General features: G+C 70.6%; 22 protein-coding genes and 1 pseudogene. 9 read left to right on the forward strand and 14 right to left on the reverse strand.

Annotated elements, in window-relative coordinates; translation table 11 throughout:
- From C4B30_RS11685 to C4B30_RS11695, 3 genes and pseudogenes are all read left to right on the forward strand, one after another.
- Window positions 1-254 (forward strand): annotated as a pseudogene (locus C4B30_RS11685) (acetyl-CoA C-acetyltransferase); the annotation flags it as partial.
- 220 nt (window positions 255-474) lie between these two features.
- Window positions 475-1218 carry an acetoacetyl-CoA reductase gene (phbB, locus tag C4B30_RS11690; protein ID WP_027785440.1) on the forward strand — a complete coding sequence of 248 codons (744 nt, stop codon included), beginning with the start codon at window positions 475-477 and terminating at the stop codon, window positions 1216-1218.
- A 108-nt stretch (window positions 1219-1326) separates the two neighbouring features.
- Window positions 1327-1533 (forward strand): hypothetical protein, encoded by a 207-nt coding sequence (locus C4B30_RS11695; RefSeq protein ID WP_027785439.1) that lies wholly within the window; start codon window positions 1327-1329, stop codon window positions 1531-1533.
- A gap of 90 nt (window positions 1534-1623) precedes the next feature.
- On the opposite strand, the gene C4B30_RS11700 is transcribed toward C4B30_RS11695, so the two are convergent.
- The 10 genes from C4B30_RS11700 to C4B30_RS11745 form a co-directional block, all read right to left on the reverse strand.
- Entirely contained in the window at window positions 1624-1953 is a 330-nt protein-coding gene (locus C4B30_RS11700) for a hypothetical protein (RefSeq protein ID WP_027785438.1), read from the reverse strand.
- Window positions 1950-2453, reverse strand: a complete 504-nt coding sequence (locus C4B30_RS11705) for a hotdog family protein (RefSeq protein WP_027785437.1) — start codon at window positions 2451-2453, stop codon at window positions 1950-1952. Before C4B30_RS11705 ends, C4B30_RS11700 begins: the two co-directional genes overlap by 4 nt.
- Window positions 2450-3268 (reverse strand): beta-ketoacyl synthase chain length factor, encoded by an 819-nt coding sequence (locus tag C4B30_RS11710; RefSeq protein WP_027785436.1) that lies wholly within the window; start codon window positions 3266-3268, stop codon window positions 2450-2452. Before C4B30_RS11710 ends, C4B30_RS11705 begins: the two co-directional genes overlap by 4 nt.
- Before the next feature lie 8 nt (window positions 3269-3276).
- Complete coding sequence (locus C4B30_RS11715) at window positions 3277-4488, reverse strand: beta-ketoacyl-[acyl-carrier-protein] synthase family protein (RefSeq protein ID WP_027785435.1); 1212 nt, start codon at window positions 4486-4488, stop codon at window positions 3277-3279.
- A 73-nt stretch (window positions 4489-4561) separates the two neighbouring features.
- Window positions 4562-5437 carry a polysaccharide deacetylase family protein gene (locus C4B30_RS11720; protein ID WP_051421407.1) on the reverse strand — a complete coding sequence of 292 codons (876 nt, stop codon included), beginning with the start codon at window positions 5435-5437 and terminating at the stop codon, window positions 4562-4564.
- On the reverse strand, window positions 5434-7902 hold the full coding sequence (locus C4B30_RS11725) for an MMPL family transporter (protein WP_027785434.1): 2469 nt from the start codon (window positions 7900-7902) through the stop codon (window positions 5434-5436). The genes C4B30_RS11720 and C4B30_RS11725 overlap by 4 nt, the downstream gene beginning before the upstream one ends.
- Window positions 7902-8537 (reverse strand): outer membrane lipoprotein carrier protein LolA, encoded by a 636-nt coding sequence (locus tag C4B30_RS11730; RefSeq protein WP_027785433.1) that lies wholly within the window; start codon window positions 8535-8537, stop codon window positions 7902-7904. Before C4B30_RS11730 ends, C4B30_RS11725 begins: the two co-directional genes overlap by 1 nt.
- Window positions 8534-9511 carry an LpxL/LpxP family acyltransferase gene (locus tag C4B30_RS11735; protein ID WP_027785432.1) on the reverse strand — a complete coding sequence of 326 codons (978 nt, stop codon included), beginning with the start codon at window positions 9509-9511 and terminating at the stop codon, window positions 8534-8536. The genes C4B30_RS11730 and C4B30_RS11735 overlap by 4 nt, the downstream gene beginning before the upstream one ends.
- Entirely contained in the window at window positions 9508-11250 is a 1743-nt protein-coding gene (locus C4B30_RS11740; RefSeq protein WP_027785431.1) for an acyl-CoA synthetase family protein, read from the reverse strand. Before C4B30_RS11740 ends, C4B30_RS11735 begins: the two co-directional genes overlap by 4 nt.
- A 59-nt stretch (window positions 11251-11309) precedes the next feature.
- Window positions 11310-11963, reverse strand: a complete 654-nt coding sequence (locus C4B30_RS11745; RefSeq protein WP_027785430.1) for a membrane protein — start codon at window positions 11961-11963, stop codon at window positions 11310-11312.
- A 570-nt stretch (window positions 11964-12533) separates the two neighbouring features.
- Here C4B30_RS11745 and C4B30_RS11755 point away from each other — a divergent pair.
- From C4B30_RS11755 to C4B30_RS11775, 5 genes are all read left to right on the forward strand, one after another.
- Entirely contained in the window at window positions 12534-12794 is a 261-nt protein-coding gene (locus C4B30_RS11755; protein ID WP_027785429.1) for a phosphopantetheine-binding protein, read from the forward strand.
- A 112-nt stretch (window positions 12795-12906) separates the two neighbouring features.
- Window positions 12907-13623 carry a 3-oxoacyl-ACP reductase FabG gene (gene fabG, locus C4B30_RS11760; RefSeq protein ID WP_027785428.1) on the forward strand — a complete coding sequence of 239 codons (717 nt, stop codon included), beginning with the start codon at window positions 12907-12909 and terminating at the stop codon, window positions 13621-13623.
- 37 nt (window positions 13624-13660) lie between these two features.
- Window positions 13661-14956: a chorismate transformation enzyme, FkbO/Hyg5 family gene (locus tag C4B30_RS11765; RefSeq protein WP_027785427.1), complete on the forward strand. Its 1296-nt coding sequence runs from the start codon at window positions 13661-13663 to the stop codon at window positions 14954-14956.
- A 125-nt stretch (window positions 14957-15081) separates the two neighbouring features.
- The gene (locus C4B30_RS11770) at window positions 15082-15864 is read left to right on the forward strand and encodes a glycosyltransferase family 2 protein (RefSeq protein WP_027785426.1); all 783 of its coding nucleotides are present in this window, start codon (window positions 15082-15084) and stop codon (window positions 15862-15864) included.
- 205 nt (window positions 15865-16069) lie between these two features.
- Entirely contained in the window at window positions 16070-16831 is a 762-nt protein-coding gene (locus C4B30_RS11775) for a M48 family metalloprotease (protein WP_027785425.1), read from the forward strand.
- Between the two features lie 120 nt (window positions 16832-16951).
- On the opposite strand, the gene C4B30_RS11780 is transcribed toward C4B30_RS11775, so the two are convergent.
- From C4B30_RS11780 to C4B30_RS11795, 4 genes are read right to left on the reverse strand one after another with little or no spacing between them, the layout of a single operon-like run.
- Window positions 16952-18652 carry a lactate permease LctP family transporter gene (locus C4B30_RS11780; RefSeq protein ID WP_027785424.1) on the reverse strand — a complete coding sequence of 567 codons (1701 nt, stop codon included), beginning with the start codon at window positions 18650-18652 and terminating at the stop codon, window positions 16952-16954.
- Between the two features lie 50 nt (window positions 18653-18702).
- Window positions 18703-20148 (reverse strand): LutB/LldF family L-lactate oxidation iron-sulfur protein, encoded by a 1446-nt coding sequence (locus tag C4B30_RS11785; RefSeq protein ID WP_027785423.1) that lies wholly within the window; start codon window positions 20146-20148, stop codon window positions 18703-18705.
- Window positions 20145-20870, reverse strand: a complete 726-nt coding sequence (locus C4B30_RS11790; RefSeq protein WP_027785422.1) for a LutC/YkgG family protein — start codon at window positions 20868-20870, stop codon at window positions 20145-20147. The genes C4B30_RS11785 and C4B30_RS11790 overlap by 4 nt, the downstream gene beginning before the upstream one ends.
- Entirely contained in the window at window positions 20867-21664 is a 798-nt protein-coding gene (locus C4B30_RS11795; protein ID WP_027785421.1) for a (Fe-S)-binding protein, read from the reverse strand. The genes C4B30_RS11790 and C4B30_RS11795 overlap by 4 nt, the downstream gene beginning before the upstream one ends.
- Window positions 21665-21791: 127 nt before the next feature.
- Here C4B30_RS11795 and C4B30_RS11800 point away from each other — a divergent pair, with 127 nt between their 5' ends.
- A complete protein-coding gene (locus tag C4B30_RS11800) occupies window positions 21792-22508 on the forward strand; it encodes a FadR/GntR family transcriptional regulator (protein ID WP_027785420.1) in 717 nt (238 codons plus the stop codon).
- Window positions 22509-22736 lie beyond the last annotated feature (228 nt).

Below are 22736 nucleotides of genomic sequence, written 5' to 3' on the forward strand. Positions count from 1 at the left end.
ACCTGGACCTGATGGAAATCAACGAAGCGTTCGCGGCGCAGGCGCTGGCGGTGCACAAGCAGATGGGCTGGGACACGTCGAAGGTGAACGTGAACGGCGGGGCGATCGCGATCGGCCACCCGATCGGCGCATCGGGCTGCCGGATCCTGGTGACGCTGCTGCACGAGATGGTCAAGCGCGATGCGAAGCGCGGGCTGGCGTCGCTGTGCATCGGCGGCGGGATGGGTGTCGCGCTCGCGGTCGAGCGCGACTGAGCCGGGGCTGACGGCACGGTTCGCTTGCGGCGCGGATCGGCGCCGCGGGTGAGCCAGGCGATTTTCGCGCAAGACAGGCGGTCAACAATACGCGCGAGGTGACGGTGCGCGCCGCGCCCGCGATGCGGGGGTCGCACGCACATCGAAGCGGCGGGGCGGCCGCATTGCGATGCCGTCGCCCGGCCTTTCATCGATTACTTTTTTGTCGGTAGTGAATAGGATGACTAAGAGAATTGCAGTTGTGACGGGTGGCATGGGTGGCCTTGGTGAAGCGGTCAGCATCCGGTTGAACGATGCGGGTCACCGGGTAGTCGTCACGTATTCGCCCAACAACGCCAACGCGGACCGCTGGCTGACCGAGATGCATGCGGCCGGCCGCGCGTTCGATGCGTACCCCGTGGACGTGGCCGATCACGACTCGTGCCAGCAATGCATCGAGAAGATCGTGCGGGACGTCGGCCCGGTCGACATTCTCGTGAACAACGCGGGCATCACGCGCGACATGACGCTGCGCAAGCTCGACAAGGTCAACTGGGACGCGGTGATCCGCACGAACCTCGACTCCGTGTTCAACATGACGAAGCCGGTTTGCGACGGCATGGTCGAGCGCGGCTGGGGCCGCATCGTCAACATTTCGTCGGTGAACGGCTCGAAGGGATCGGTCGGCCAGACCAACTACGCGGCGGCGAAAGCCGGCATGCACGGCTTCACGAAGTCGCTCGCGCTCGAGGTCGCGCGCAAGGGCGTGACGGTGAACACGGTGTCGCCGGGCTATCTCGCGACGAAGATGGTCACCGCGATCCCGCAGGACATCCTCGACACGAAGATCCTCCCGCAGATTCCGGCGGGCCGGCTCGGCAAGCCCGAGGAAGTCGCGGCGCTGGTGGCCTACCTGTGCTCGGAGGAGGCCGGCTTCGTGACGGGTTCCAACATCGCGATCAACGGCGGTCAGCACATGCACTGACGCGCGGCGGCCCGCACGGCGTTCGGACCCGTGCAGGCCGCGTTCCCCACTATCCCGTGCCGGAGCGGCGGCAGGCGCGCCGCTTCGGCCTCGCATTCCGGAGAACGCATGGGCGACACCTGGATGGGACTCGTGATCGGCGGCGCGGCGCTGGCCGTCGCGCTGGCGATGACGATCTCGCTCTACTGGCTCGAGCGGCGCCGCGCGCGGCTGCTGCGGAACTTCGATCATCGCGATTGCTGGCTGGTCGCGTACGGCAAGTGCTTCGCGCGCAGGCCGGCGAGGTCGCCGCGCCGCATGCGCGGCGCACGCTGACGGCGGCGCCGGCGCGTCGCAATCGGCGATCGATCGATGCGTGGTCACGTCCCGCGCGCATGCCTTCGGCAATGCGCGCGGGACGCGTGATCAGTCGTTCTTTTCGCTTTTTCCAGCCGACTCGTCCGAGTCGTTCTTGTGGAAGATCCGCTTCGTCGTGCGCTTGGTGGCTTCCCAGCCTTCGCGCGACGCATGGGCGACGCCGTGCCCGACCGCCTTCGCGGCGCTCGCGGTCGCGTGGCCGAAGCTGCGCGCCGCGTCGCCGGTCTTGTGCGCGGCTTCCTTCGAGTCGCGCTTGATGTCCTGCTTCACTTCAGACATGTCCGCGTGTGCGAGCGGGCTGAGCAGCGCCAGAACGAGCGCGGCGCCAATGAACTGACGAACTTTCACGACCGGTTTCCTTGAGGTAAGCCTCGTCATCGAGGATTCGTGTTGCCGGCAGGCGCCGGTTGAAACGCGCCGGCGGCCGATGCGTCGAGCATCACCGCCGCGCGGCCGGACAGCAGCACGCGCTCGCCGCAGCGCAGCGCGAAGCCGTACAGGACCGAGCGGCCGTCGCCGCTCACACGGTGCGCGTCGACGGTGAGCGGCTGCTCGAAGGTGTCGAGCCGATCGACGAACGCGTCGACGTTGCGCACGCTCGCGAGATAGCCGGCGCGCGGGCGCGCTTCGTGCGCGCCGAGCAGCGCGCCGTGCACGGCCATCGCCTGCGCGGCGTATTCGATGCCGCAGACCGATGCGAGCCGGCCGTGCGCACGCAGCGGGTTGTGCGGATCGCGGTGGCTCGTCGCGGTGCAGCGGATTCGTTCGGTATCCCACGCATCGACCGAATCGAGCACGCACATCGTGCCGGCGTGCGGAATGTGCGCGGCAATCCACGCATGGTCGAGCGGCGGCGTCAATGCGGCCGTTGCGGTCATTGCGCGCGCTCCGCGACGGGTTCGGGCATCGCGACGTCGACCTGCACGCGCGTATCGGCCAGGTAATCGAGCACGACGCGCGTGGACCGCCGCGCGGCGAGCGCCTCGAGCAGCGGCAGCACGCGGGCGGCCGGATTGCCGGCGCGCAGTGCGTCGAGTCCGGCATCGGCGAGCGTTGTCGCGGCTGCGTCGGTGAGCTGCACGTCGATGCGGGCGAGCGTGCGCTCGCCGGCTTGAGGTGCGAGCACGAGCGCGACGCCGAACGCGTCGCCGATCGGGCGCACCGTGCGCAGCGGTTCCGGATAGTCGGTGTCGTACGCGATCAGCAGGCTCGGCACGCGATCGACGACGACCTGGCACAGGCTTTCGAGCAGGCCGGCGGCAAAGCTGCCGTCATGCGCACACAGCACGTTCGACGTCGCCGTCGCGCGGGTCGCGATGCTCCAGTAGCCGGCCGGGGCGTTGTGCACCGAGTTGTGGAAGCGGGTCGGCGACAGCTGTCGATCATCGCCGGCCAGCGTTTCGCAGATCGCGTGGCAGTTCTGGCCGTCGCCGCCGGATGCGCTGAACACGGTCGCGAGCGTCGCGGCGTCGAAGCCGCTCGCGGCCACCGCTTCGTGGCCGACCGCGAGCGCGGCGCGCACGACGGGGCCCGTGCGACGCCGTTCGGCGGACGGCAGGCCGGCCGGCGGCGGCAGCTCGGTGCGGGCGGGCGCATAGGACGCGCGGCCCGCGAGCACGTCGGCCGCGTGCGGCCAGTCGTTCAATCCCGGCCCGACGAGGCCGATGCTTTCGATGAAGGCGGTCAGTGTCATGGCGAGCCTCAACGGCGGGCGTGATCGGCGCGGCCGAGGATCAGGCTGCAATTCGTGCCGCCGAAGCCGAACGAGTTGGAAAGGACGGCGCGTACGCGCGTGTCGCGGCTCGCGAGCACGTAATCGGCCGCGAGCGCCGGGTCGGGCTGCGTCGTGTTGACGCCGGCCGGCACGAACTGCTCGCGCAGCGCGAGCGCGGCGACGATCGCCTCCAGCGCGCCGGCCGCGCCGAGCGTGTGGCCGGTCGCGCCCTTCGTCGAGCTGCATGGTGTGCGGGCGAACAGCGCGCCGACCGCGCGGCTTTCCGCTGCATCGTTGCTCGGCGTCGCCGTGCCGTGCAGGTTCACGTAGTCGATATCGTGCGCGCCGAGGCCGGCGGACGCGAGCGCCTGCTCGATCGCGGCGCGCGCGCCGAGCCCTTCCGGATGCGGCGACGACATGTGGTGCGCGTCGCTCGATTCGCCGATGCCGAGCAGCAGGATCGCGTCGTCGTCGAGCGTGGCGGGCGGCGCGGGGACGCGTTCGACGAGCGCGAATGCGGCGGCCTCGCCGATCGAGATGCCGTCGCGCGCGACGTCGAACGGCCGGCACGGCCGGCGCGACAGCAGTTCGAGCGAATTGAAGCCGTACAGCGTGGTCAGGCACAGCGAATCGACGCCGCCGACGACGGCCGCGTCGATCAGTCCGGCCTCGATCATGCGTCGCGCGGAGCCGAACACCTTCGCGCCCGACGAGCACGCGGACGAGATCGCCATCGCCGGCCCGCGCAGTGCGAAATACGCGCGCACGAACGCGGCCGGCGAATACGGATTGTGCGTGTGCGCATAGCGGAAGTCGGCCGGCAGCGCGCCGCTCGCCGGGTCGCGGCGCTGGTATGCGCGTTCGGTTTCGAGGATGCCGGCCGTGCTCGTGCCGACGAACACGCCGACGCGTGCGGCGCCGTAGCGCGCGACGGCCGCCGCGACGCGGGCGTCGAAGCCGTCCTGCGTCAGGCCGAGTTGCGCGAGGCGGTTGTTGCGGCATTCGAAGTCGGCGAGATCGGCACGCACGGGTTGCGTATCGACGGCGTCCACCGCGCCGATCCACGTGTCGAGGTCCGCACGCTCGAAGTCGCACGGCACGAGCCCGCTGCGGGCGTGGCGCAGCGCATCGAGGGTCGCGTCGAGGCCGCGGCCGATGCAGCTGGTGGCGGTGAAGTGCGAGAGCAGGAGAGGTTTCACGAGGGTCGCATCCGGGGGCCGGAACGGGCGCCGCAGCAGGGCTGGCGGGCGCGCCGTTCGAGGTCAGATTTTATCAAACGGGGGGTGCCGGAACGCCCGGCTGGCCGGACGGTTCGGGCGCGAGCGCCGCGCGCAGGGTGGTCCAGTGCAACTGCGCGTCGGCGGCCGCGCGCAGCACCGCGTGCAGCACGTCGAGCACGACCGGTTCGCCGCGCGCATCGCGCGCCGCATGACCGTCGTGGACCAGCAGGATGTCGCGCGCATCGAGGCCGTGCAGCAGGCGGCGCGTGACGGTCGCGGCGTCGTGCGCACGCGTGTCGAAGCCGCGCCGCGTCCAGCTCGCGAGTTGCAGGCCGAGTTCGCACAGCACCGGTTCGAGAAACGGATTGCGCAGGCCGGCCGGCGCGCGGAAGAACAGCGGACGCGTGCCGGCGAGATCGGTCAGCGTCTGCTGTGCGGCCGCGATTTCGCGTCGCAGCGCGGCCGGCCCCGACAGCGAGAACGTATGGCGGTGCCGCTGGCTGTGGTTCTCCACCGCATGGCCGCGCGCGACGATCGCCTCGATCCACTGCGGATGACGGCGCGCGAGATCGCCGATGCAGAAGAACGTCGCGCGCGCGTCGTGACGGTCGAGCAGGTCGAGCACGCGCGGCGTGACGTCCGGGTCCGGGCCATCGTCGATCGTCAGCGCGATGCGGCGGCCCGCGCCGGGCGGCAGGCGCGTCCAGTTCGGGCCGAGCAGCGTGCTGCGCGGCCACAGGCCGGCCGCGGTCAGCGTGAGGTGCGACGCGACCACGCTGCCGACGGCCCACGGCCACGCGGCCGGTTGCGCGATCACGGCGGCGGCCGCGCCCGCGTGCAGCGCGGCGGTGCCCGCGATCAGCGGCGTGGGTTTCCAGCGCCGCGCGTCGCCGGCGTCACGCGGTGGAATCGACGACGGCGCACTCATGCGCGGCCTCCTCGTTCACGATTGCCGGCCGCCGTCGCGGCGCGCGGCGCGAGAATCGCCGCGAACGCGAGCGCGAGCATCGCGCCGGGGCCGACGGTCAGCCCGAAGGTTTCGAGCAGCGGCACGCGCGACAGCGCGAGCAGCCCGAAGCCGGCGACCGTCGCGAGGTTCGCGATCAGCAGCGACACCAGCGTGTACGGCGTGACGGGCTGCGCGTCGTCGCGCCGGCAGAAGAACAGCGCGTAGTTCGAGCCGACCGCGACGATCAGCAGCATCCCGACGAGGTGCAGGATCGTCAGCTGCACGCCGGCGAGCGCGAAGCCGGCCGTCACGACCAGCACGGCCGCGACGAGCGGGGCGAGGGCGCGCACGGCGCGGCGCGGCGAGCGCAGCGCGATCAGCAGCAGCACGGCGATCGCGGCGAATCCTGCGAGCGACAGCCGGATGTCCTCGTGCACGTAGCTCACGTACAGCCGATCGGCTTCGGTCTTCATGTCGACGAACAGCGCATCGGGCACGCCCGCGCGCGCGACGGCGGCGCGAATCGGCGCGGCATCGAGGCTCGGCGCCGGCTGCGCGGTGCGTGCGGCGTCCGGCGCACGCAGCGGCAGCATCGCGCTCCAGCGGCCGTCGCGTTCGGTCAGCAGCGCATCGACGGCGAGCGCCATCGACGTGCCGCGCAGGTCCGCGCGCGTCAGCAGCGGCGCGCGACGCGCGGTGTCGACGTCGGCGAGGAACGGCGCGAACAGGTCGGGCTTCACCGCGATCGGCTGGTGCGCGACGGCATCGCGCATCCGTGCGGCAAGCGCGTTCGCATCCGGCAGGCTCGCCTGGCGCGCGCGCTGCGCGGCGTCGCTCGGCAGATAGCGCGCGGGGTTTTCGAAACCGCCGAGCACGCCGCGATCGACGAGGGGCTGCAATTGCGCGGCGATTTTTTCCGCGCCTTCGAGTGCGGCCTGCTCGGTCGGCGCGGCAATCACGACGAGGTAGCGCACGTCGGGCGCGCCGACATCCGCGCGCAGCCGTGCGTCGAGCGCCTGCGCGGGCGCCGGCACGGGGCTGAGCGCGGCGAGCTCGCGGCTCCACAGGCTGTCGCGATGCAGCGCGAGGGTCGCGCATGCGGCGACCACGAGCACCAAGAGCGGCCAGCGCAGCCGCGGCGCGGCGTCGGCCGCGCGCGCCAGCACGGCGCCGACGCGCGATACGTCGCGGATCGCGACATGCTCGCCGCGCAGGTGCGGCAGCACGAAGCGCGTGACGAGCGCGGCGGCCGTCAGCCCGACGATCGAATAGCACCCGAGTTGCACGAGGCCCGGGAATCCGGAGAACAGCATCGACGCGAAGCCGCACACCGACGTCAGCACGCCGAGCCGGATCGTCGGCCAGTACGCGGCGACCCACGCGCGCGTCGCGTCGGCCGGGCGCGCGGCGCCGCGCGTGCCGTCCTGCGCCGATTGCACGAACAGGTAGATCGAATAGTCGACGGCTTCGCCGATCAGCGTCGTACCGAACCCGAGCGTCAGCCCGTGGACCGTGCCGAACGCGACGCTGACCGCCGCGATTCCCGCCGCGACGCCCGTCAGCACCGGCAGCAGGCCGAGCGCGAGCGTGCGCGGCGAACGGTACAGCGTGAGCAGCAGCGCGACGATCAGCACGACGCTTGCCGTCGACAATCGTTCGACGTCGTGCCGGATCGTGTCGCGCGTGTCGACCGAGAACACGCCGGGGCCTGTCATTGCGAGCGTGGTTGCCGCTGCATTCGGGATGGCCCGTTTCGCGGCGGCGAACGCGCGCCGCACCGTGTCGATCGCGCGTGCCTGCGCATCGGTATCGGAGCCGGCGGCGGCCGTCTGTACGACCAGCACCGCGCGCGTGCCGTCGCGCGACGCCCACACGCCGTCGCGGCTCGCCGGTTCGGCCGCGCTGTCGAGGCCGTCGACGAGCGCGGCGACTTCGCCGGTCGGGTCGCGCGGCAGCATCGCCTTCGCGACGAGGCCGGCCGACGAACTCAGCAGATCGAGGCTGTCGCCGAGCGCCCGGTGCAGGCCGTCGGCGCTGAAGCGTTGCGGCGTGACGGCCGGGCTCAGTAGATAGCGGTGATCGAAGATGAATTGCCGGTCGCGCGCGTCGTTCGCGGCTTCGCCGTTGTGCACGGCCGCGAACCGCGGATCGGCGCGCAGCGTGCCGGCGACGCGCCGCGACAGCGCGGCGCGCGTGCTCGCATCGCCGCCGTCGATCGCGACGAGGATCAGGCGCGACACGATGCCGTCGCGCAACTGATCGACGAGCACGCGTTGCCCGGCGCTCGGCGCATTCGGCAGGAACGCGGACAGGTCGGCCGTGAAGTGCGCACGCCCGATCGCGACGCCGCACGCGACGAGCGCGAGCAGCCACACGAGCACCGCGCGCTGCCGCCACGCGGGCTGGCGGTGCGCGACGGGGGAGGGGCGCGTGCGATCGTCCATCAGTTCGCGCTCGCCGCCACGGGTTGCAGGCGCATCACCGAACGATCGCCGTCGGCCTGCCGGATCGCGACACTGCGCAACACGTCGCGCGTGCCGTCGAGCGTGATCGTGCTGACGACTTTCAGCATCCGCGAGTCGAGCGGCGTGAGCGTCAGCGTCCAGTCGTCGCCGCGTCCGGACAGGGCGACCTTGTACACCCGTTCGAGCGCGAAGCGGTTGCCGGCGAGCGTCGCGCGGATACTGTCAATGAACGCGCCGAGCTCCGGATAGCGCGCGAGCGCGAGCGTGTACTTGCGGTCGTTGCGCTCGACGGTGAGCATGTCGCCGTCGACGACGAGGTGTTCGGGCTTCGGGCTCAGCGTGTGCTTTTCCAGATGGTCGGGCGCGACGAACACCAGCTCGCCCGACGATTCGACCGGCTGCGTGGCGATCGACAGGTACTTCGTCTCGGTGAAGGTCGCACGGCCCGATTTGTGCTGCGCGAGCGTCGACATCAGCCGGTCGAGGCTCCACGCCGAACCAGCGTCGGCCGCGTGCGCGGGCACGGCCAGCGCGACTGCGGCGGCGCCGGCGGCGAGCACGCGGGCGAGGCGGGGCAGCGAGAACGGGAACGGGCGGCGGCGAACGGCGATCATGCGTCGGAATCCCTCGTGGCGGGCAGGTCGGCGGCGGCGTGCACCGCGTCGCGGCGCGCGGCCTCGGCATCGCCGCCTTGCCAGAAATCGAAATAGTTGAACCAGTTGTACGGCGCCATGCGGCAGTACTTGTCGAGCAGCGCGACGTAGCGCGCGAGCGCTGCATCGACCGCCGCCGCACGCGCGTCGCGCCGCACGTCGGAGAAATCGGCGAGCGTCTCGAAGTGCACATCGTAGCGGTTGCCGTCGCGATAGAGGCCCGTCATGAAGATCACCGGGCGCTTCAGCATCGCGGCCATGTAAAGCGGGCCGAGCGGGAACGCGGCCGGCGCGCCGAGCAGCGGCAAGCGTCGTAGCGACGCGGCCGCGTCATCGAGCAGCGTGCGGTCGGCGAGCATGCCGACCATGCAGTTCGCATCGAGGCGCTCGCGCACCTTCAGCATCGAGTCGACCTGCCCGAGCGGAATCACTTCCGGCTGCGCGGCCGGGTTCACCGCGGCGAGCGTCGCGTTGATCTTGTGCGCGTTCTTCTCGTACATCGTGACGACCACGCGCAGATCCGGATGCGTGCGGCCGATCGCGCGCACGACCTCGAAGCTGCCGAGATGCGCGCCCATCAGGAACGCGCCGCGCCCGCCCGCGAGCGCGTCGTCGACGAGCGTCTCGCCGTGCAGCCGGATGTCGAACAGGTCGAAGCGCTCGTTCATCAGGTAGACGCGATCGTGGATCGTCGCCGCGAACGTGAACACGTGCCGATACACGTCGCGCCAGCGTGCGGGGCGGCCGAGCACGCGCCGCAGGTAGTCGCGCGACGCCGCGCACGCGACCGGCGAGAACAGCACGAAATACGTCGCGATCAGGTGCAGCACGATGCGCGCGCGTTGCCGGCCGAAGCGCAGCGAGATCCACGTCATCGCGCGCAGCAGGCCCGCGTTGCTGCGCTCCTGGCGCTCGGCCCATGCGGTGCGCTTCATGGCTGCGCGCCGTCCTGCGCGGCCGGCGGCGCGGACAGCACGCCGGTCGCGACCTCGCGCGACCCGGCGCGCACCGTGAAGCGGATCGCGCCGCTGGCCGCGGCGTCGTACGCGAGCGCGAGCGGCTCGCCGGGCGCGACCGGGCTCAGGAATTTCGCGGACCCGAGCCGCCACGCATGCAGCGGGCGGTTCAGCGCCGCGCCGATCGTGTGGATCGCATGATCGAGCAGCACGACGCCCGGCACGACCGGATGGCCGGGGAAATGGCCGGGCAGCGCGGGATGGTCGGCGGCGATCGTGAACGCGAGCACGGGCGGGCCGGCCGGGTCGTGCTCGGCCGGCGGCGCGGCCGTCGCGCGCGCATGTTGCGCAACGAGCGCGGCCAGCACGTCGCGCGGCAGCTTGCCCGTTTCATTGCGCGGCAGTGCATCGACGAACACGAGCGGGCGCGGCATGAACGCGGGATCGATCCGCTCACGCAGCGCGCGTTGCAGATCGGCCGCCGCGAGCGTCGGCGCGACGACCAGCGCGACGAGGCGCGTGACCGGCTCCAGGGCGGTGTCGCCCTGTGCCGGCCCGGCTTCGTCGGGCATGAAGAACACGCCGTCGACCACTTGGGGAATCGCGTTGAGCTGATGGTTCAGGTACGCGAGCGACGTGCGCTTGCCGGCGATGTTGACGAGATCGGCCTTGCGGCCGTGCAGCAGGAACCGGCCGTCGTCGAGCAGTTCGAGCGCATCGCCCATCGGCACGGGCGCCTCGACGTGCCCGCCCGATACCCACACGGTCGGCCCGCCGTCGTCGCCGTCCGGTTCGTCGCGTGCGTCGAGCCGGATGCCCGGGAACAGTTCCCACGCCGCGCCTCGTGACGTGCGACGGGTCGCGATCTGGCCGGTCTCGGTGCTGCCGTAGATCTCGACGAGCGGCGCGCCGAGCGCGGCCTCGGCTTCGCACGCGAGCTTTTCCGACAGCGGCGCGGTGGCCGACAGCACCAGCGCCGCACGCGGCAGCGCATGGCCGGCCGACAGCAGCGCACGCAGGTGGATCGGCGACGTGACGAGCACGCGCGGCTGCGGGATCGCGTCGAGTTCGTCGCGAATGTCGCCCGGGTAGAACGGCTGGCGATTGCTGAACGCGAGGCCGCCGATCAGCGCGAGCAGCACCGTCGATTCGAAGCCGTACATGTGCTGCGCGGGCACCGTGCCGATCAGCGTGGCCGCGCGGCCATCGAGCAGCCCGAGGCGATCGGCCGCCGCATGCACGCAGCCGACCAGGAAGCCCCAGGTCTTGCGGTGCGGCACCGGCGCGCCGGTCGAGCCGGACGTGAACACGTAGGCCATGATCCGCGCCGCGTCGATCCGCGGGACGGCGAACGGCGCATCGCTCGCGAGTTCGCCGGGCGCGGCATCGGGATACGCGAAGCGCGGCAGGTCGATCGTGCAATCGGGCGCATCGTGCAGGCAGAACGCGTCGGGCGCGAACGACGCGAGCTGGCGGACCATTTCCGGCGTGTGCGTCGACGGCAGCAGGCTGATCTTGCCGGCGACGAGCGCCGCGCACAGGCTGACCGCGAAGCGATAGCGGTCGCGGCACACGTTGAACACGTGGCCGCCGGTGGGCAGCGCCGCGGCCACGCGCGCGACGTCGGCGATGAACGCGCGCACGGTGACGGGCGAGCCGTCGCGCCAGGCGATCGTCTGGTCGGGCGAGGCATGGAATACCAGCGGGTGAGTCGGCATAAATCGGTCAAGACGGGTACGAAGGCCGGCGCGGCCGTGGGGCCGCGCCGGTCATGAATTCATCGCGAGGCCTGCGATGCGTGGGTGGACGCGCGATACGCGCGCACCGCGTCGATCATTCGCGGCCGCGGCTCGTGCGGCAGCGCGACACGCCGGCACGCATGCTCGGCGGCGAACATCACGGCGACGAGCGGCAGCGACAGGTAGTTCGCGAAGGTCGACCACGTGACGATCGGCGCGGTCGCGAACAGCAGCGTCGACACGGCGGCGATCGCGATGAAGAACAGCGTCCATGCGAGCGTGATCCGCCGCGTGTAGCGCGCGACGGCCGGCGTGACCGTGCCGTGGATCATCGCCGCGAAGCGCGTGCACAGCGGTACCTTGCCGGCCGCGAGCGTGCGGCCGAACAGCAGCGCCATCGCGACGTTGAAGCTCGCGTGTTCAAGATACAGCCCCCATTCGAAGTGCCGAGCGAGCGGCGCGCGCGCGGCCCACAGCGCGGCGGCGGCCAGCAGCCATGCCGGCACGAGCCACGCGCGCCGCGGCGAGCGCAGCGCGACGCCCAGTGCGAGCAGCAGCGGCGGCACGAGCGCCATCGCGAGGCCGAAGCCGTGCGCGCCGGGTGTCGCGCTCGCGTAATGCGCGCCGGCCTGGTACGCGGCCACGGCGCCGACCGCTGCGGCGCCGCGCACGACGGGCAGCAGCCGGCTCATCGGCGGCCTCCGGGCGCGCGGCGCGCACTCCGGCCGGCGGCCGGGCTGCAGCGGCCGACGGGCGGGCGAATCGGAACGGAGCGCAAGGGCGGACACGGCATCACGGGAGACATCGGGCGGATCGTGGACGGGCGCGGGGGCGGGCCGTCAAACATCATATGAATGGTGGCCGGGACGCGGGTCCGGGCCGGTGGTCGGGCACGCTCATTTTAGGGCCGCGGCAGCGCGGGTTCGGGGCGGCCGCGACCGGGTTTTGTAACCGATTGTATGGCACCGGGCGACCGGTTTCGCGGGGTCGGTCCATTTCCATCCGAAGCGGCTCAAGCGTCTCGTGCATTCGGGTTCGAAACGGGCCGTCGCGGCGGCTCGCCAGTCTTGTAACCATTCGCGGTATACGGCCCGATACCCTTCGTCTAGAATCCGCGTAACTTTTACAAACGATCCCCAAACGACGCAGGCGGGGAAGCCGGCAGACGCCGGAGGGACGGAGATTGGCACGCGCCGGGCGTGCCCGACGGTTTGCCGTTTCCGGGCGCCTCCCGCTGCCATGGCCGCCTGCTCGCACGCATGATGAACGCACTGGAACAAGAGCTCGCCACGCTGATCATCGGCGAATTGAATCTCGAAGACGTCCCGCTCGACACAGTGACGGCCGTTACGCCGCTGTATGGCGAAGGTTTCGGGCTCGATTCCATCGACATCCTGGAAATCGCGCTGCTGATTTCGAAGAAGTACGGCTTCGAACTGCGCTCGGACAATCCTGACAACCAGACGATCTTTGCGACGCTCGGTGCGCTGGCTGCTTACGTCGCCGCGCATCGCACGAAGTGACGGCGTAGCGCACGGGCGTAGCGCAACGGTGAAGACGGCATGCGGCGGCGCTCGAAGGACGATGCGCGGCCGCGTCTAGCGAGGTGAACAACGCGATGAACGGAGCCATTCGATGCGGGCGCTCGTGACGGGCGGCAGCGGCGCGCTCGGGCAGGCGATCTGCACGGCGCTCGCGCAGGCCGGCCATGAAGTGTGGGTGCATGCGAACCGCCATCTCGCGCAGGCGCAGGCCGTCGCGCAGCAGATCGTCGCGGCCGGCGGCGCCGCGCACGCGATCGCGTTCGACGTGACCGACGCCGATGCGACGCTCGCCGCGCTGCAGCCGTTCATCGACGACGCGCCGGTGCAGATCCTCGTCAACAACGCGGGCATTCACGACGACGCGCCGATGGCCGGCATGTCGCGCGAGCAATGGCGCAGCGTGATCGACGTGACGCTCAACGGTTTTTTCAACGTCACGCAGCCGCTGCTGTTGCCGATGATCCGCACGCGGCGCGGGCGGATCGTCAACATCGCGTCGGTGGCCGGCGTGACCGGCAATCGCGGGCAGGCCAATTACGCAGCCGCGAAGGCGGGGCTGATCGGCGCGACGAAGTCGCTGTCGCTGGAGCTCGCGTCGCGCGGCATCACCGTGAACGCGGTGGCGCCCGGCATCATTGCGTCGCCGATGGCCGAGCACGCGTTTCCGGCCGAACGCATCAAGCAGCTCGTGCCCGCGCAGCGTGCGGGCCGGCCCGACGAAGTCGCGGCGATGGTCGCGTATCTGGTGTCCGACGCCGCGGCCTATGTGACGGGGCAGGTGTTGTCCGTCAACGGCGGGCTCGCATGACGAAGCGCGTCGCGCTGGCCTGACGTAACGCAACGCGGTGCAGGGCCGCGATGTCGGGCGGCGGCCAACGCCATCTAGTGAGGAAATCGAAGTGTCCGTGCATCCAGTCCACGCCGAACGGCGCCCGTGTCCCCCGTTGTCTGCCGCCGCGCCGTTCGCGCACGCCGGCGGCCGCGCGCTGCGGCTCGTCCGGATGAGCCATGCGCGGCTCGTCGCGCTGCTGCACGATGCGGATAGCCGTGGCGACGGACTCGATCGCGTGTTTCCCGGCGTACTGGGCGCGGTGTGCATCGGCGCAGCGGGAACGCCGGACGAGTCGCGCGCGGAGACGATGGTGCGGATGCTGACCGATGCCGCGCCCGGCCTGCCGGTCGCGCCGGTGCAGATGATGCTGCTCGGCGCCGAGGTCGCAGCGGGCGATGCCGTCTGCGAACTGTGGCAATGCGATGCGCACGACCTGTGCAGCGAGCAGCGAGGTGCGCTGCGCTATCGCTACAGCGAAGCGGCGGGGCTCGTGTTCGGCAGCCTCGTCGTGCACGAGACGGACGCCGCATACGACGCACCGCGCGACGGCGGCACGCCGCTCGAACGCGCGACGTTCGACGCGTACCGCGCGCTGTTCGACCTGCTCGATACGCTCGGCATGCCGCATCCGCTGCGGATCTGGAATACCGTGCCGGCGATCAATGCGGTGCAGGGCGGGATCGAGCGCTATCGTCAGTTCAATATCGGCCGTCAGCAGGCGTTCGACGCGTGCCGCCGTGCATCGACGGGCGGCGTGCCGGCCGCATGCGCGCTCGGCTCGGTCGTGCCGCTCACGGGTGACGCGTCGCCGGCCGCACCGCTCGCGATTTACTTCCTCGCGAGCCGAACGCCGGCCGATTCCATCGAGAATCCGCGCCAGGTCAGCGCGTATCACTATCCGGCGCAGTACGGCCCGCGTGCGCCGACGTTCGCGCGCGCCGCCGCATGGGCCGACGGCGAGGCGGCGCCGGTGCTGTTCGTATCGGGCACCGCGAGCATCGTCGGCCACCGCACCGTGCATTGCGGCGACGTCGTCGCGCAGACGCGCGAGACGGTCGCGAACCTCGCGGCGGTGCTCGAGCAGGCCGCGCGGCAGGGGCACGGCCCGTTCTCGCTCGCCGACCTCAGCTATCGCGTCTACGTGCGCGACGCCGGCGATACCGCGACGCTGGCCGCGATCGGGCAAGTGTTGCGCGAGGCGGCCGGTCCCCACGTGCGGCCGCTGTTCGTTCACGCGGACGTGTGTCGCGACGACCTGCTGGTCGAGATCGAGGCCAGCGCCGGTCATGCCGTGGAGTGGCTGTCATGAAGCGCGACGGCCTCACGATCCGGCAACCGGCCCCGCATGCGGCCGGTGTCGACGACGCGTGCCGGCGGTCGTCGGCACGTCATACACTTTTGTCAGGATCCCCGTCTTCGCCATCGGTTGTTCCCATGTCCGAGCTGCACGCCTCGTCCACCCATCTCGTCCTGATTCCGAGCTACAACCCGGGCGCCAAGGTCGACACGACCGTGCACAATGCCCGCGAGCAGTGGAATCCGGTGTGGGTCGTCGTCGACGGCAGCACCGACGGCAGCGCCGAACGGCTGCAGGCGATGGCCGAGCGCGATCCCGGCTTGCGCGTGATCGTGCTGCCGGAGAATCGCGGCAAGGGCGCCGCGGTGCTCGCGGGGCTCGACGCGGCCGCCGCGAGCGGCTTCACGCACGTGCTGACGATGGATTCCGACGGCCAGCATCCGGCCGACCTGATTCCCGCTTTCATGGCGGCATCGCAGGCTGCACCCGACGCGATGGTGCTCGGCGTGCCGAAGTTCGACGGGAGCGCGCCGCAGTTGCGCGTGCAGGGGCGCCGGCTGTCGAACGCGTGGGCCGACCTCGAGACGCTGTGGGCCGGGATCGGCGATTCGCTGTACGGCTTTCGGGTCTATCCGGTCGCGCCGCTGGCGGCGATCATGCGGCGCCAGCCGTGGATGCGCGGCTTCGACTTCGATCCCGAAGCGGCCGTGCGGCTGTGCTGGGCCGGCGTGCGCCCGATCCGCATCGACGCACCGGTGCGCTATTTCGGCCGCCATGAAGGCGGCGTGTCGCACTTTCACTACGGTCGCGACAACGCGCTGCTCGCGTGGATGCACTTGCGGCTTTTCACCGGCTTCGCGATGCGGCTGCCGATGCTGGTCGCACGCCGCCTGACGCGGCGCCGCGACCAGACGGCCTGAGCGCAGGCCCGTCCATTCTCCTTCCCCGATCGCCGTACCGGCGTGCGGCGATTGCCATGATTTTTGTCGTCAATACGGTGCCAGATCGCCGGGTCATTTCAATCCGCTGAGTAATCAACGTGTCATCGGATGTAAACATCTGGTAATTTTCTGCCGGATTATGCAAAATCGCCGCTCCCAAATACAACTATCGAGGGATTCCGGGATGCAACTCAAGAAAGCGGTGGCGGCGTGTGGCGTGGCGTTTCTGTTGAGCGCGTGCGGCGGGGTACAGGGCCTTGACGCGAACAGCCTGACGTCGGCGGGGACCAATCTGTACAAGGCAGCGACGCTGTCGGACAGCGACATCGCCGCGCTGTCGAACGAATCGTGCAAGTCGAGCGACGCCGAGTCGAAGATCGCGCCGGCCAACAGCGCCTACGCGAAGCGCCTGACGAAGGTGATGAAGGGCTTCGGCGACATGACGCTGAACGGCCAGAAGATCAACTACAAGGTCTACGTGACCAAGGACGTCAACGCGTGGGCGATGGGCAACGGTTGCGTGCGCGTGTACAGCGGCCTGATGGACATGATGAACGACGACGAGCTGCGCGGCGTGATCGGCCATGAAATGGGCCATGTCGCGCTCGGTCACTCGAAGAAGGCGATGCAGACGGCCTACGCCGTGAGCGCGGCGCGCAGCGCGGCCGGCGCGGCATCGCCGGGTGTGGCGGCGCTGTCGAGCTCGCAGCTCGGCGACATCACCGAGAAGTTCATCAACGCGCAGTTCTCGCAGTCGCAGGAAAGCGCGGCCGACGACTACTCGTTCGACCTGATGAAGCAGAAGGGCATGAGCCAGAAGGGCCTCGTCACCGGCTTCCAGAAGCTCGCGCAGATGGACGGCGGCCAGAGCTCGATGATGAGCTCGCACCCGTCGTCGGCGAGCCGTGCGCAGCATATCCAGGATCGCATCGCGAAAGGCAGCTGATTCAGCAGCTGATTGCGTAACCGATCGCCGGTCGTCGACGCCGGCGATCGGCACGCGAAATGAAAAACCCACGCTCGTTCGGGCGTGGGTTTTTTGTTTTTCGGGCGTGCACGTTGCCGCTTACGGCACCATCCCCGGCAGCACGTACGCCTGTACGAGCGTGATGAGCCCGACGATCACCGCGAACAGCAGGCTGTGCCGCACCGTGAAGCGGAACAGCTCGGATTCCTTGCCGACGAGGCCCGTCGCCGCGCACGCGACCGCGATCGATTGCGGCGAGATCATCTTCGCGGTCACGCCGCCGGTCGTGTTCGCGGCGACCGCGAGCGTTTCGGGCACGCCCAGTTGATGGGCGGTCGCCTGCTGCAGCGAGCAGAAGAGCGCGTTCGACGACGTGTCCGAGCCGGTCAGGAACACGCCGAGCCAGCCGAGAAACGGCGAGAAGAACGGGAACGCGCCGCCGGTCGCGGCCAGCATCAGCGCGAGCGTCGACGACATCCCCGAGTAGTTCGCGACGAACGCGAACGCGAGCACGAGGCCGATCGACAGGATCGGGCGCGTCAGTTCCTTCAGCGTCTCGCCGAACGTGACGAACGCGTCGCGCGGCTTCATCCGCAACAGCGCCATCGAGATCAGCGCGGTCACGAGGATCGCGCTGCCGACCGCCGACACGAGATCGATCTTCAGCACCGCGTCGAGCGCCTTCGGCGTCGCGGCGATCGGCGCGGTCTTCACGACGAGCTGGTCGAGCCCGGCCACGTGGAACTTCAGCACGGTCGACGCGAGCGCGCCGTGCGCGGCGAACAGCGCCTTGAACGGCGCGATGCTCCACACGGTGACGACGGCCGTCAGGATCAGGAACGGCGACCACGCGCGCACGGTTTGCGCGAGCGTGTACGGCGACGCCTGGCGGCTCGCGCCCGACCCGTTGCCGCCCGCGCCGAACCCCGCGAGCGCCGCGCCGCCGCCGGACGCGACGATCGCGCCCGCCGTCTGCCTCGCGCTGCTCGGCTGCCAGACCTTCAGGAACGCGGCGAGCGACACGAGGCTGACGAGCGACGACGTGATGTCCGGCAGCTCGGGTCCGATGTGGTTCGACGTGAAATACTGCGTGACCGCGAAGCTGCCGCCCGCGACGAGCGCGGCCGGCCAGGTCTGCCGCACGCCGCGCAGCCCGTCCATCATGAATACCAGCCAGAACGGCACCGCGAGCGACAGCAGCGGCAACTGGCGGCCGGCCATCGCGCCGATGTGGAACGGGTCGATGCCCGTCACCTGTCCGGCGACGATGATCGGGATGCCCATCGCGCCGAACGCGACCGGCGCGGTGTTCGCGATCAGGCACAGGCCGGCCGCATGCAGCGGCTTGAAGCCTAGGCCGACGAGCAGCGCGGCCGTGATCGCGACGGGCGCGCCGAAGCCGGCGGCGCCTTCGAGGAACGCGCCGAACGAGAAGCCGATCAGCAGCATCTGCAGCCGCTGGTCGTCGGTGATCGACAGCACCGACGCGCGGATGACGTCGAACTGGCCGGTCTTCACGACGATCTTGTACAGGAACACGGCCGCGACGATGATCCACGCGATCGGCCAGATGCCGTACGCGAAGCCGAAACCGGCCGCCGCGAGCGCCTGCGGCACGGGCATTCCGTACGCGAGGATCGCGACGCCGAGCGCCAGCAGCAGCGTGATCGCGGCCGCGACGTGGCCCTTCATCCGCAGCGCGGCCAGCGCGACGAAAAAGAAGATGATCGGAATCGCGGCGACGAGTGCCGACAGCCCGAGGCTGCCGAGCGGGGTGTAGATCTGATGCCAAACCTGCATGGGTGTCTCCTCCATGGATTTATAGGGGTACGGGTTTGAAACGGGATGCGCTATTCGGGCTGGCCGCGTGCGCGCAGCAGGTCGGACAGGCTGCGCGGCGCCGGTTCGAGCGGCGTGCGGTGCTGCGTCCAGCCCATCTGCTTCGCGGGCGTCAGCGCGCGCAGACGCGTCGCGGTCCAGCGGAACGCGCGGTACGCGCGCGGATGCGCGAACGCGCCCGACCAGAAGCGCCACACGAGTTCTTCCGCGCGGTGATAGTTCGCGCCCTGGCCGCGCAACGGATGCGCGACGGGCTCGTCGGGCTTGCGGTTCGCCTCGGTGCGCAGCCGCACGAGCAATTGCGGGATCGGGATGCGCACCGGGCACACCTCGCCGCATGCGCCGCACAGCGTCGACGCGGTCGGCAGGTCGGCCGTCGCGTCGAGGCCGAGCAGGTGCGGCGAGATGATCTTGCCGATCGGGCCCGGGTAGGTCGTGCCGTACGCGTGGCCGCCGATGCGCGTATAGACGGGGCAATGGTTCATGCACGCGCCGCAGCGGATGCACTGCAGCGTCGCGCGCAGTTGTTCGTCCGCGTACGCCTGCGTGCGGCCGTTGTCGAGCAGCACCAGGTGCAACTCGCGCGGGCCGTCGCGTTCGCCGTCGCGGCGCGGGCCCGAGATCAGGTTGAAGTAGGTCGTGATCGCCTGGCCGGTGGCCGAGCGCGTGAGCAGGCTCGACAGCGGCACGATGTGCTCGAGCTTCTCGACGACCTTCTCGATCCCCATGATCGCGACGTGCGTGTCGGGCACCGTCGTCGACAGGCGGCCGTTGCCTTCGTTCTCGACGAGCCACAGCGTGCCCGTGTCGGCCGCCGCGAAGTTCACGCCGGACAGGCCGATGTCCGCGTCGGCGAACGCGCGGCGCAGCGCGCGCCGGCCGGTCTGGATCAGTTCGTCGACGTCTTCCGTGTAGCGCGTGCCGGGCAGGTGTGCCTCGAACAGTTCGGCGATGTCGCCGCGGGTCTTGTGGATCGCCGGCATCACGATATGCGACGGCTTCTCGCCCGCGAGCTGCACGATGAATTCGCCCATGTCCGATTCGATGCAGTCGATGCCGTGCTCCGCGAGGTAATGGTTCAGCTCGATTTCCTCGCTCGCCATCGACTTGCCCTTGATCACGCGGCGCGCCTTCCTCGTCTGCGCGATGCCGAGCACGATCGCGTTCGCGTCGGCGGCCGTCTCGGCCCAGTACACGTGCACGCCGGCCGCGGTGAGCTTCGTCTCCAGCCGTTCGAGCAGCGCCGGCAATTGCGCGAGCGCATGCTGGCGGACGGCTTCGCCGAGATCGCGCAACTGCTGCAGCTCGGTGTCGTCGGGGAACTGCGTCGCGCGCTTGCCCTGCAGGAAGTCCATCGCGCCGCGAAAGCTCCGGCGCAGCGCCGGATCGTCGAGCGCGGCGCGCGCGCGGGTCTTGAAGTCGCCGGGGGCGACGAATTGCAGCGTGTGGTCGCTCATCGCGGCAGGTCCTCGGAAGCGGGGGTAGCCGGCGGCCCGGCCGAATCGGTGACGATCACGACCCACAGGCGGCGCGGGCCGTGCGCGCCATAGGCGAGCGTCTGCTGGATGTCGGAGGTCTTCGACGGACCGGATACCAGCACGAGGTTGGTCGGCATGCCGGCTTGCCAGCGCTCCGCGTGCACGGCGGCGTGCAGGTCGGCATGCAGCGTGTTCGCGTGCACGAGCGCGACATGCAGCGGCGGCACCAGCGACACCGTGCGCGGCGTGCCGGCATCGGGCGCGAGCACGACGGTGCCGGTCGCCGCGATGCCCGAGCGTGCGACGGTGAAGCCCGCGTCGATCGTGTCGAACAGATCGGCCTTCCATGCGTCGATCGGCCGGTCGAACGGCACGGGCCCGACCGTATCGGGCAGCGCGCGGACGAGTGCCGCGGATTCGGCGCGGGCCGGGTCGAGCAGCAGGCGGCGCACGCCGGCGTCGGCGAGGCGTGCGGCAAGCTGCGCGGGCCATGCGTCGGCGCTCGCGCACCAGACTTCGGCGTGCGACGCGGCGAGCGCGGTCTGCATCGCCTGCACGCGCGCCTCGGGAGCGTGCCCGGCCGATGCGCGACGAGTGTCGTAATGCGAGTCGATGCGTGCGTCGAGCGCGGGAGCCGTGGTTGCGGCGACGCCCGGCGCGGCGGCGCGCAGCCGCGCGAGGATCGCGTCGCGCGCGCTCATTGCCCGTCTCCGCGCAACGATGCGGCGCCGGCCGTGCGGCGCCACAGGAAGCTCGCGAGATGCTCGACCGGCAGCGCCGCGCCGGCCTTGGCGGCGGCGTGACCGATGTTCAGCAGGCAGCCGCAGTCCGCGGACACGAGCCGGTCGCAGCCGGTCGCGCAAGCCGACGCGACCTTGTCGCCCACCATTGCGCCGGAGATGTCCGGATGCTTCAGCGAGAACGTGCCGCCGAAGCCGCAGCATTCGGATTCGCGTTCGTGTTCGATGCGCGTCACGCCCGGCAGTGCGTCGACGAGCGCGACGCCGTGCACGCGCGTGCCCATCTCGCGCCGCGCCGCGCACGACGTGTGCAGCACGACGCGTTCGTCGGGCCCGGCGCCGGCCATGACCGCGTCGAGCCGCACGTCGAGCACATGGACGAGGAATTCGGCGAGTTCGTAGGTCCGTTCCGCGATCGCGCGCGCTTTCGGGCCGTGAACGGGATCGTCGGCGAACAGCGCCGGCCAGTGGTGCCGGATCATGCCCGCGCACGAGCCGGACGGCACGATCACGGGCCACGCTTGCGCGAACAGGTCGAGCTGCGCGGCCGCGACACGGCGCGCTTCATCGGGATTGCCGCTGCTGTAGGCCGGTTGCCCGCAGCAGCTCTGGCCGCGCGGATAATGGACGGTCAGGCCTTCGCGTTCCAGCAGGCGGACCGCGTCGAGCCCCGCTTCGGGGACGAACAGGTCGACCAGGCAGGTCGCGAACAGATACACGTGCGCGGGGGCGGTGGGGTACGGCCTTGAGTTCATGTCTCGCTCCAGAGGCGACGGTCCGGCGTGCGGAGCGTCGATTTCGCTGCATAATTCCCGCGTCCGCGCCACAGCTCAAATTGGTTGGGCCAATCGGCGCGGCACGCATTCCACGGGAGACACGACGATGGCAGCGATGACGGCACGGGGTCGGACCGAAGGCGTGATGCGCAAGATCGAGACGGCGCTGCTCGACGGCACGTGGCCGGCCGGTGCGCGGCTGCCGGCCGAGCGCGTGCTCGCGCAGCAGTACGGCGTCGCGCGCAATACGGTGCGCGAGGCGACCCAGCGGCTCGTCGCGCGCGGGCTGCTGCAGAGCCGGCGCGGCGCGGGCGTCTACGTGACCGACCAGTTGCGCGCCGGCATCGCGTCGCCGTGGGGCCAGCTGGTCGCCGATCATCCGGCGCTGCGCGACGACATCCTCGAATTCCGCCGCGTGCTGGAAGGCGCGACCGCCTATTTCGCCGCGCTGCGGGCCGATGCGAACGACCGGCGCCGGATCCGCGCGCTGCTGCGCGAGCTCGACACCGCGCACGCGAACGACGACGCGGCCGTCGAAGCCGCGACCGACGCGAAGCTGCACGAGGCGATCGCGCTCGCGTCGCACAACACGATGTTCCTGCATCTGCATACGAGCGTGATCGGGATGCTGCGCGAGCACATCTCGATCAACGTGGCCGGGATGACGACGGAGGACGAGCAGGCATCCGAGTTGCTGTTGTTGCAGCACCGGGTCGTGTGCGAGGCGATTTGCGCGCACCGGCCCGAAGAGGCGCGCACCGCGATGCAGACGCATATCGACTACGTGCGCAGCCATTTCGAGCGCAGCGGCGACGTGGCATGAGATTGGTCGGACCAGTGGCCGCACCAGCCCGCGCGGCGTCGGGTATGCGTCACGAGCGGCTGTGGACGGCGTGGGGGGCGGCTGCGCGGCGCGGGCAGGGCGGCCGGCTTACGCGATCCGGCCTACGCGGTTCGGCCTATGCGGCCCGGCCTACGCGGCCCGACCTAATTGACCGGTTCGTCGGGCGCCCACTAGAATCGACCGGAACCGCTTGTCAGCCGCGCGCCG

This window comes from Burkholderia sp. BE12 (genome assembly GCF_002959955.1).
Classification (GTDB): Bacteria; Pseudomonadota; Gammaproteobacteria; order Burkholderiales; family Burkholderiaceae; genus Burkholderia.

Bases quoted from the DNA above. Each gene is read 5' to 3' on its own strand.
- phbB (WP_027785440.1), top strand. From the start codon at position 475: ATGACTAAGAGAATTGCAGTTGTGACGGGTGGCATGGGTGGCCTTGGT.
- C4B30_RS11695 (WP_027785439.1), top strand. From the start codon at position 1,327: ATGGGCGACACCTGGATGGGACTCGTGATCGGCGGCGCGGCGCTGGCC.
- C4B30_RS11700 (WP_027785438.1), bottom strand. From the start codon at position 1,953: ATGACGAGGCTTACCTCAAGGAAACCGGTCGTGAAAGTTCGTCAGTTC.
- C4B30_RS11705 (WP_027785437.1), bottom strand. From the start codon at position 2,453: ATGACCGCAACGGCCGCATTGACGCCGCCGCTCGACCATGCGTGGATT.
- C4B30_RS11710 (WP_027785436.1), bottom strand. From the start codon at position 3,268: ATGACACTGACCGCCTTCATCGAAAGCATCGGCCTCGTCGGGCCGGGA.
- C4B30_RS11720 (WP_051421407.1), bottom strand. From the start codon at position 5,437: ATGAGTGCGCCGTCGTCGATTCCACCGCGTGACGCCGGCGACGCGCGG.
- C4B30_RS11725 (WP_027785434.1), bottom strand. From the start codon at position 7,902: ATGGACGATCGCACGCGCCCCTCCCCCGTCGCGCACCGCCAGCCCGCG.
- C4B30_RS11730 (WP_027785433.1), bottom strand. From the start codon at position 8,537: ATGATCGCCGTTCGCCGCCGCCCGTTCCCGTTCTCGCTGCCCCGCCTC.
- C4B30_RS11735 (WP_027785432.1), bottom strand. From the start codon at position 9,511: ATGAAGCGCACCGCATGGGCCGAGCGCCAGGAGCGCAGCAACGCGGGC.
- C4B30_RS11740 (WP_027785431.1), bottom strand. From the start codon at position 11,250: ATGCCGACTCACCCGCTGGTATTCCATGCCTCGCCCGACCAGACGATC.
- C4B30_RS11745 (WP_027785430.1), bottom strand. From the start codon at position 11,963: ATGAGCCGGCTGCTGCCCGTCGTGCGCGGCGCCGCAGCGGTCGGCGCC.
- C4B30_RS11755 (WP_027785429.1), top strand. From the start codon at position 12,534: ATGAACGCACTGGAACAAGAGCTCGCCACGCTGATCATCGGCGAATTG.
- fabG (WP_027785428.1), top strand. From the start codon at position 12,907: ATGCGGGCGCTCGTGACGGGCGGCAGCGGCGCGCTCGGGCAGGCGATC.
- C4B30_RS11770 (WP_027785426.1), top strand. From the start codon at position 15,082: ATGTCCGAGCTGCACGCCTCGTCCACCCATCTCGTCCTGATTCCGAGC.
- C4B30_RS11775 (WP_027785425.1), top strand. From the start codon at position 16,070: ATGCAACTCAAGAAAGCGGTGGCGGCGTGTGGCGTGGCGTTTCTGTTG.
- C4B30_RS11780 (WP_027785424.1), bottom strand. From the start codon at position 18,652: ATGCAGGTTTGGCATCAGATCTACACCCCGCTCGGCAGCCTCGGGCTG.
- C4B30_RS11785 (WP_027785423.1), bottom strand. From the start codon at position 20,148: ATGAGCGACCACACGCTGCAATTCGTCGCCCCCGGCGACTTCAAGACC.
- C4B30_RS11790 (WP_027785422.1), bottom strand. From the start codon at position 20,870: ATGAGCGCGCGCGACGCGATCCTCGCGCGGCTGCGCGCCGCCGCGCCG.
- C4B30_RS11795 (WP_027785421.1), bottom strand. From the start codon at position 21,664: ATGAACTCAAGGCCGTACCCCACCGCCCCCGCGCACGTGTATCTGTTC.
- C4B30_RS11800 (WP_027785420.1), top strand. From the start codon at position 21,792: ATGGCAGCGATGACGGCACGGGGTCGGACCGAAGGCGTGATGCGCAAG.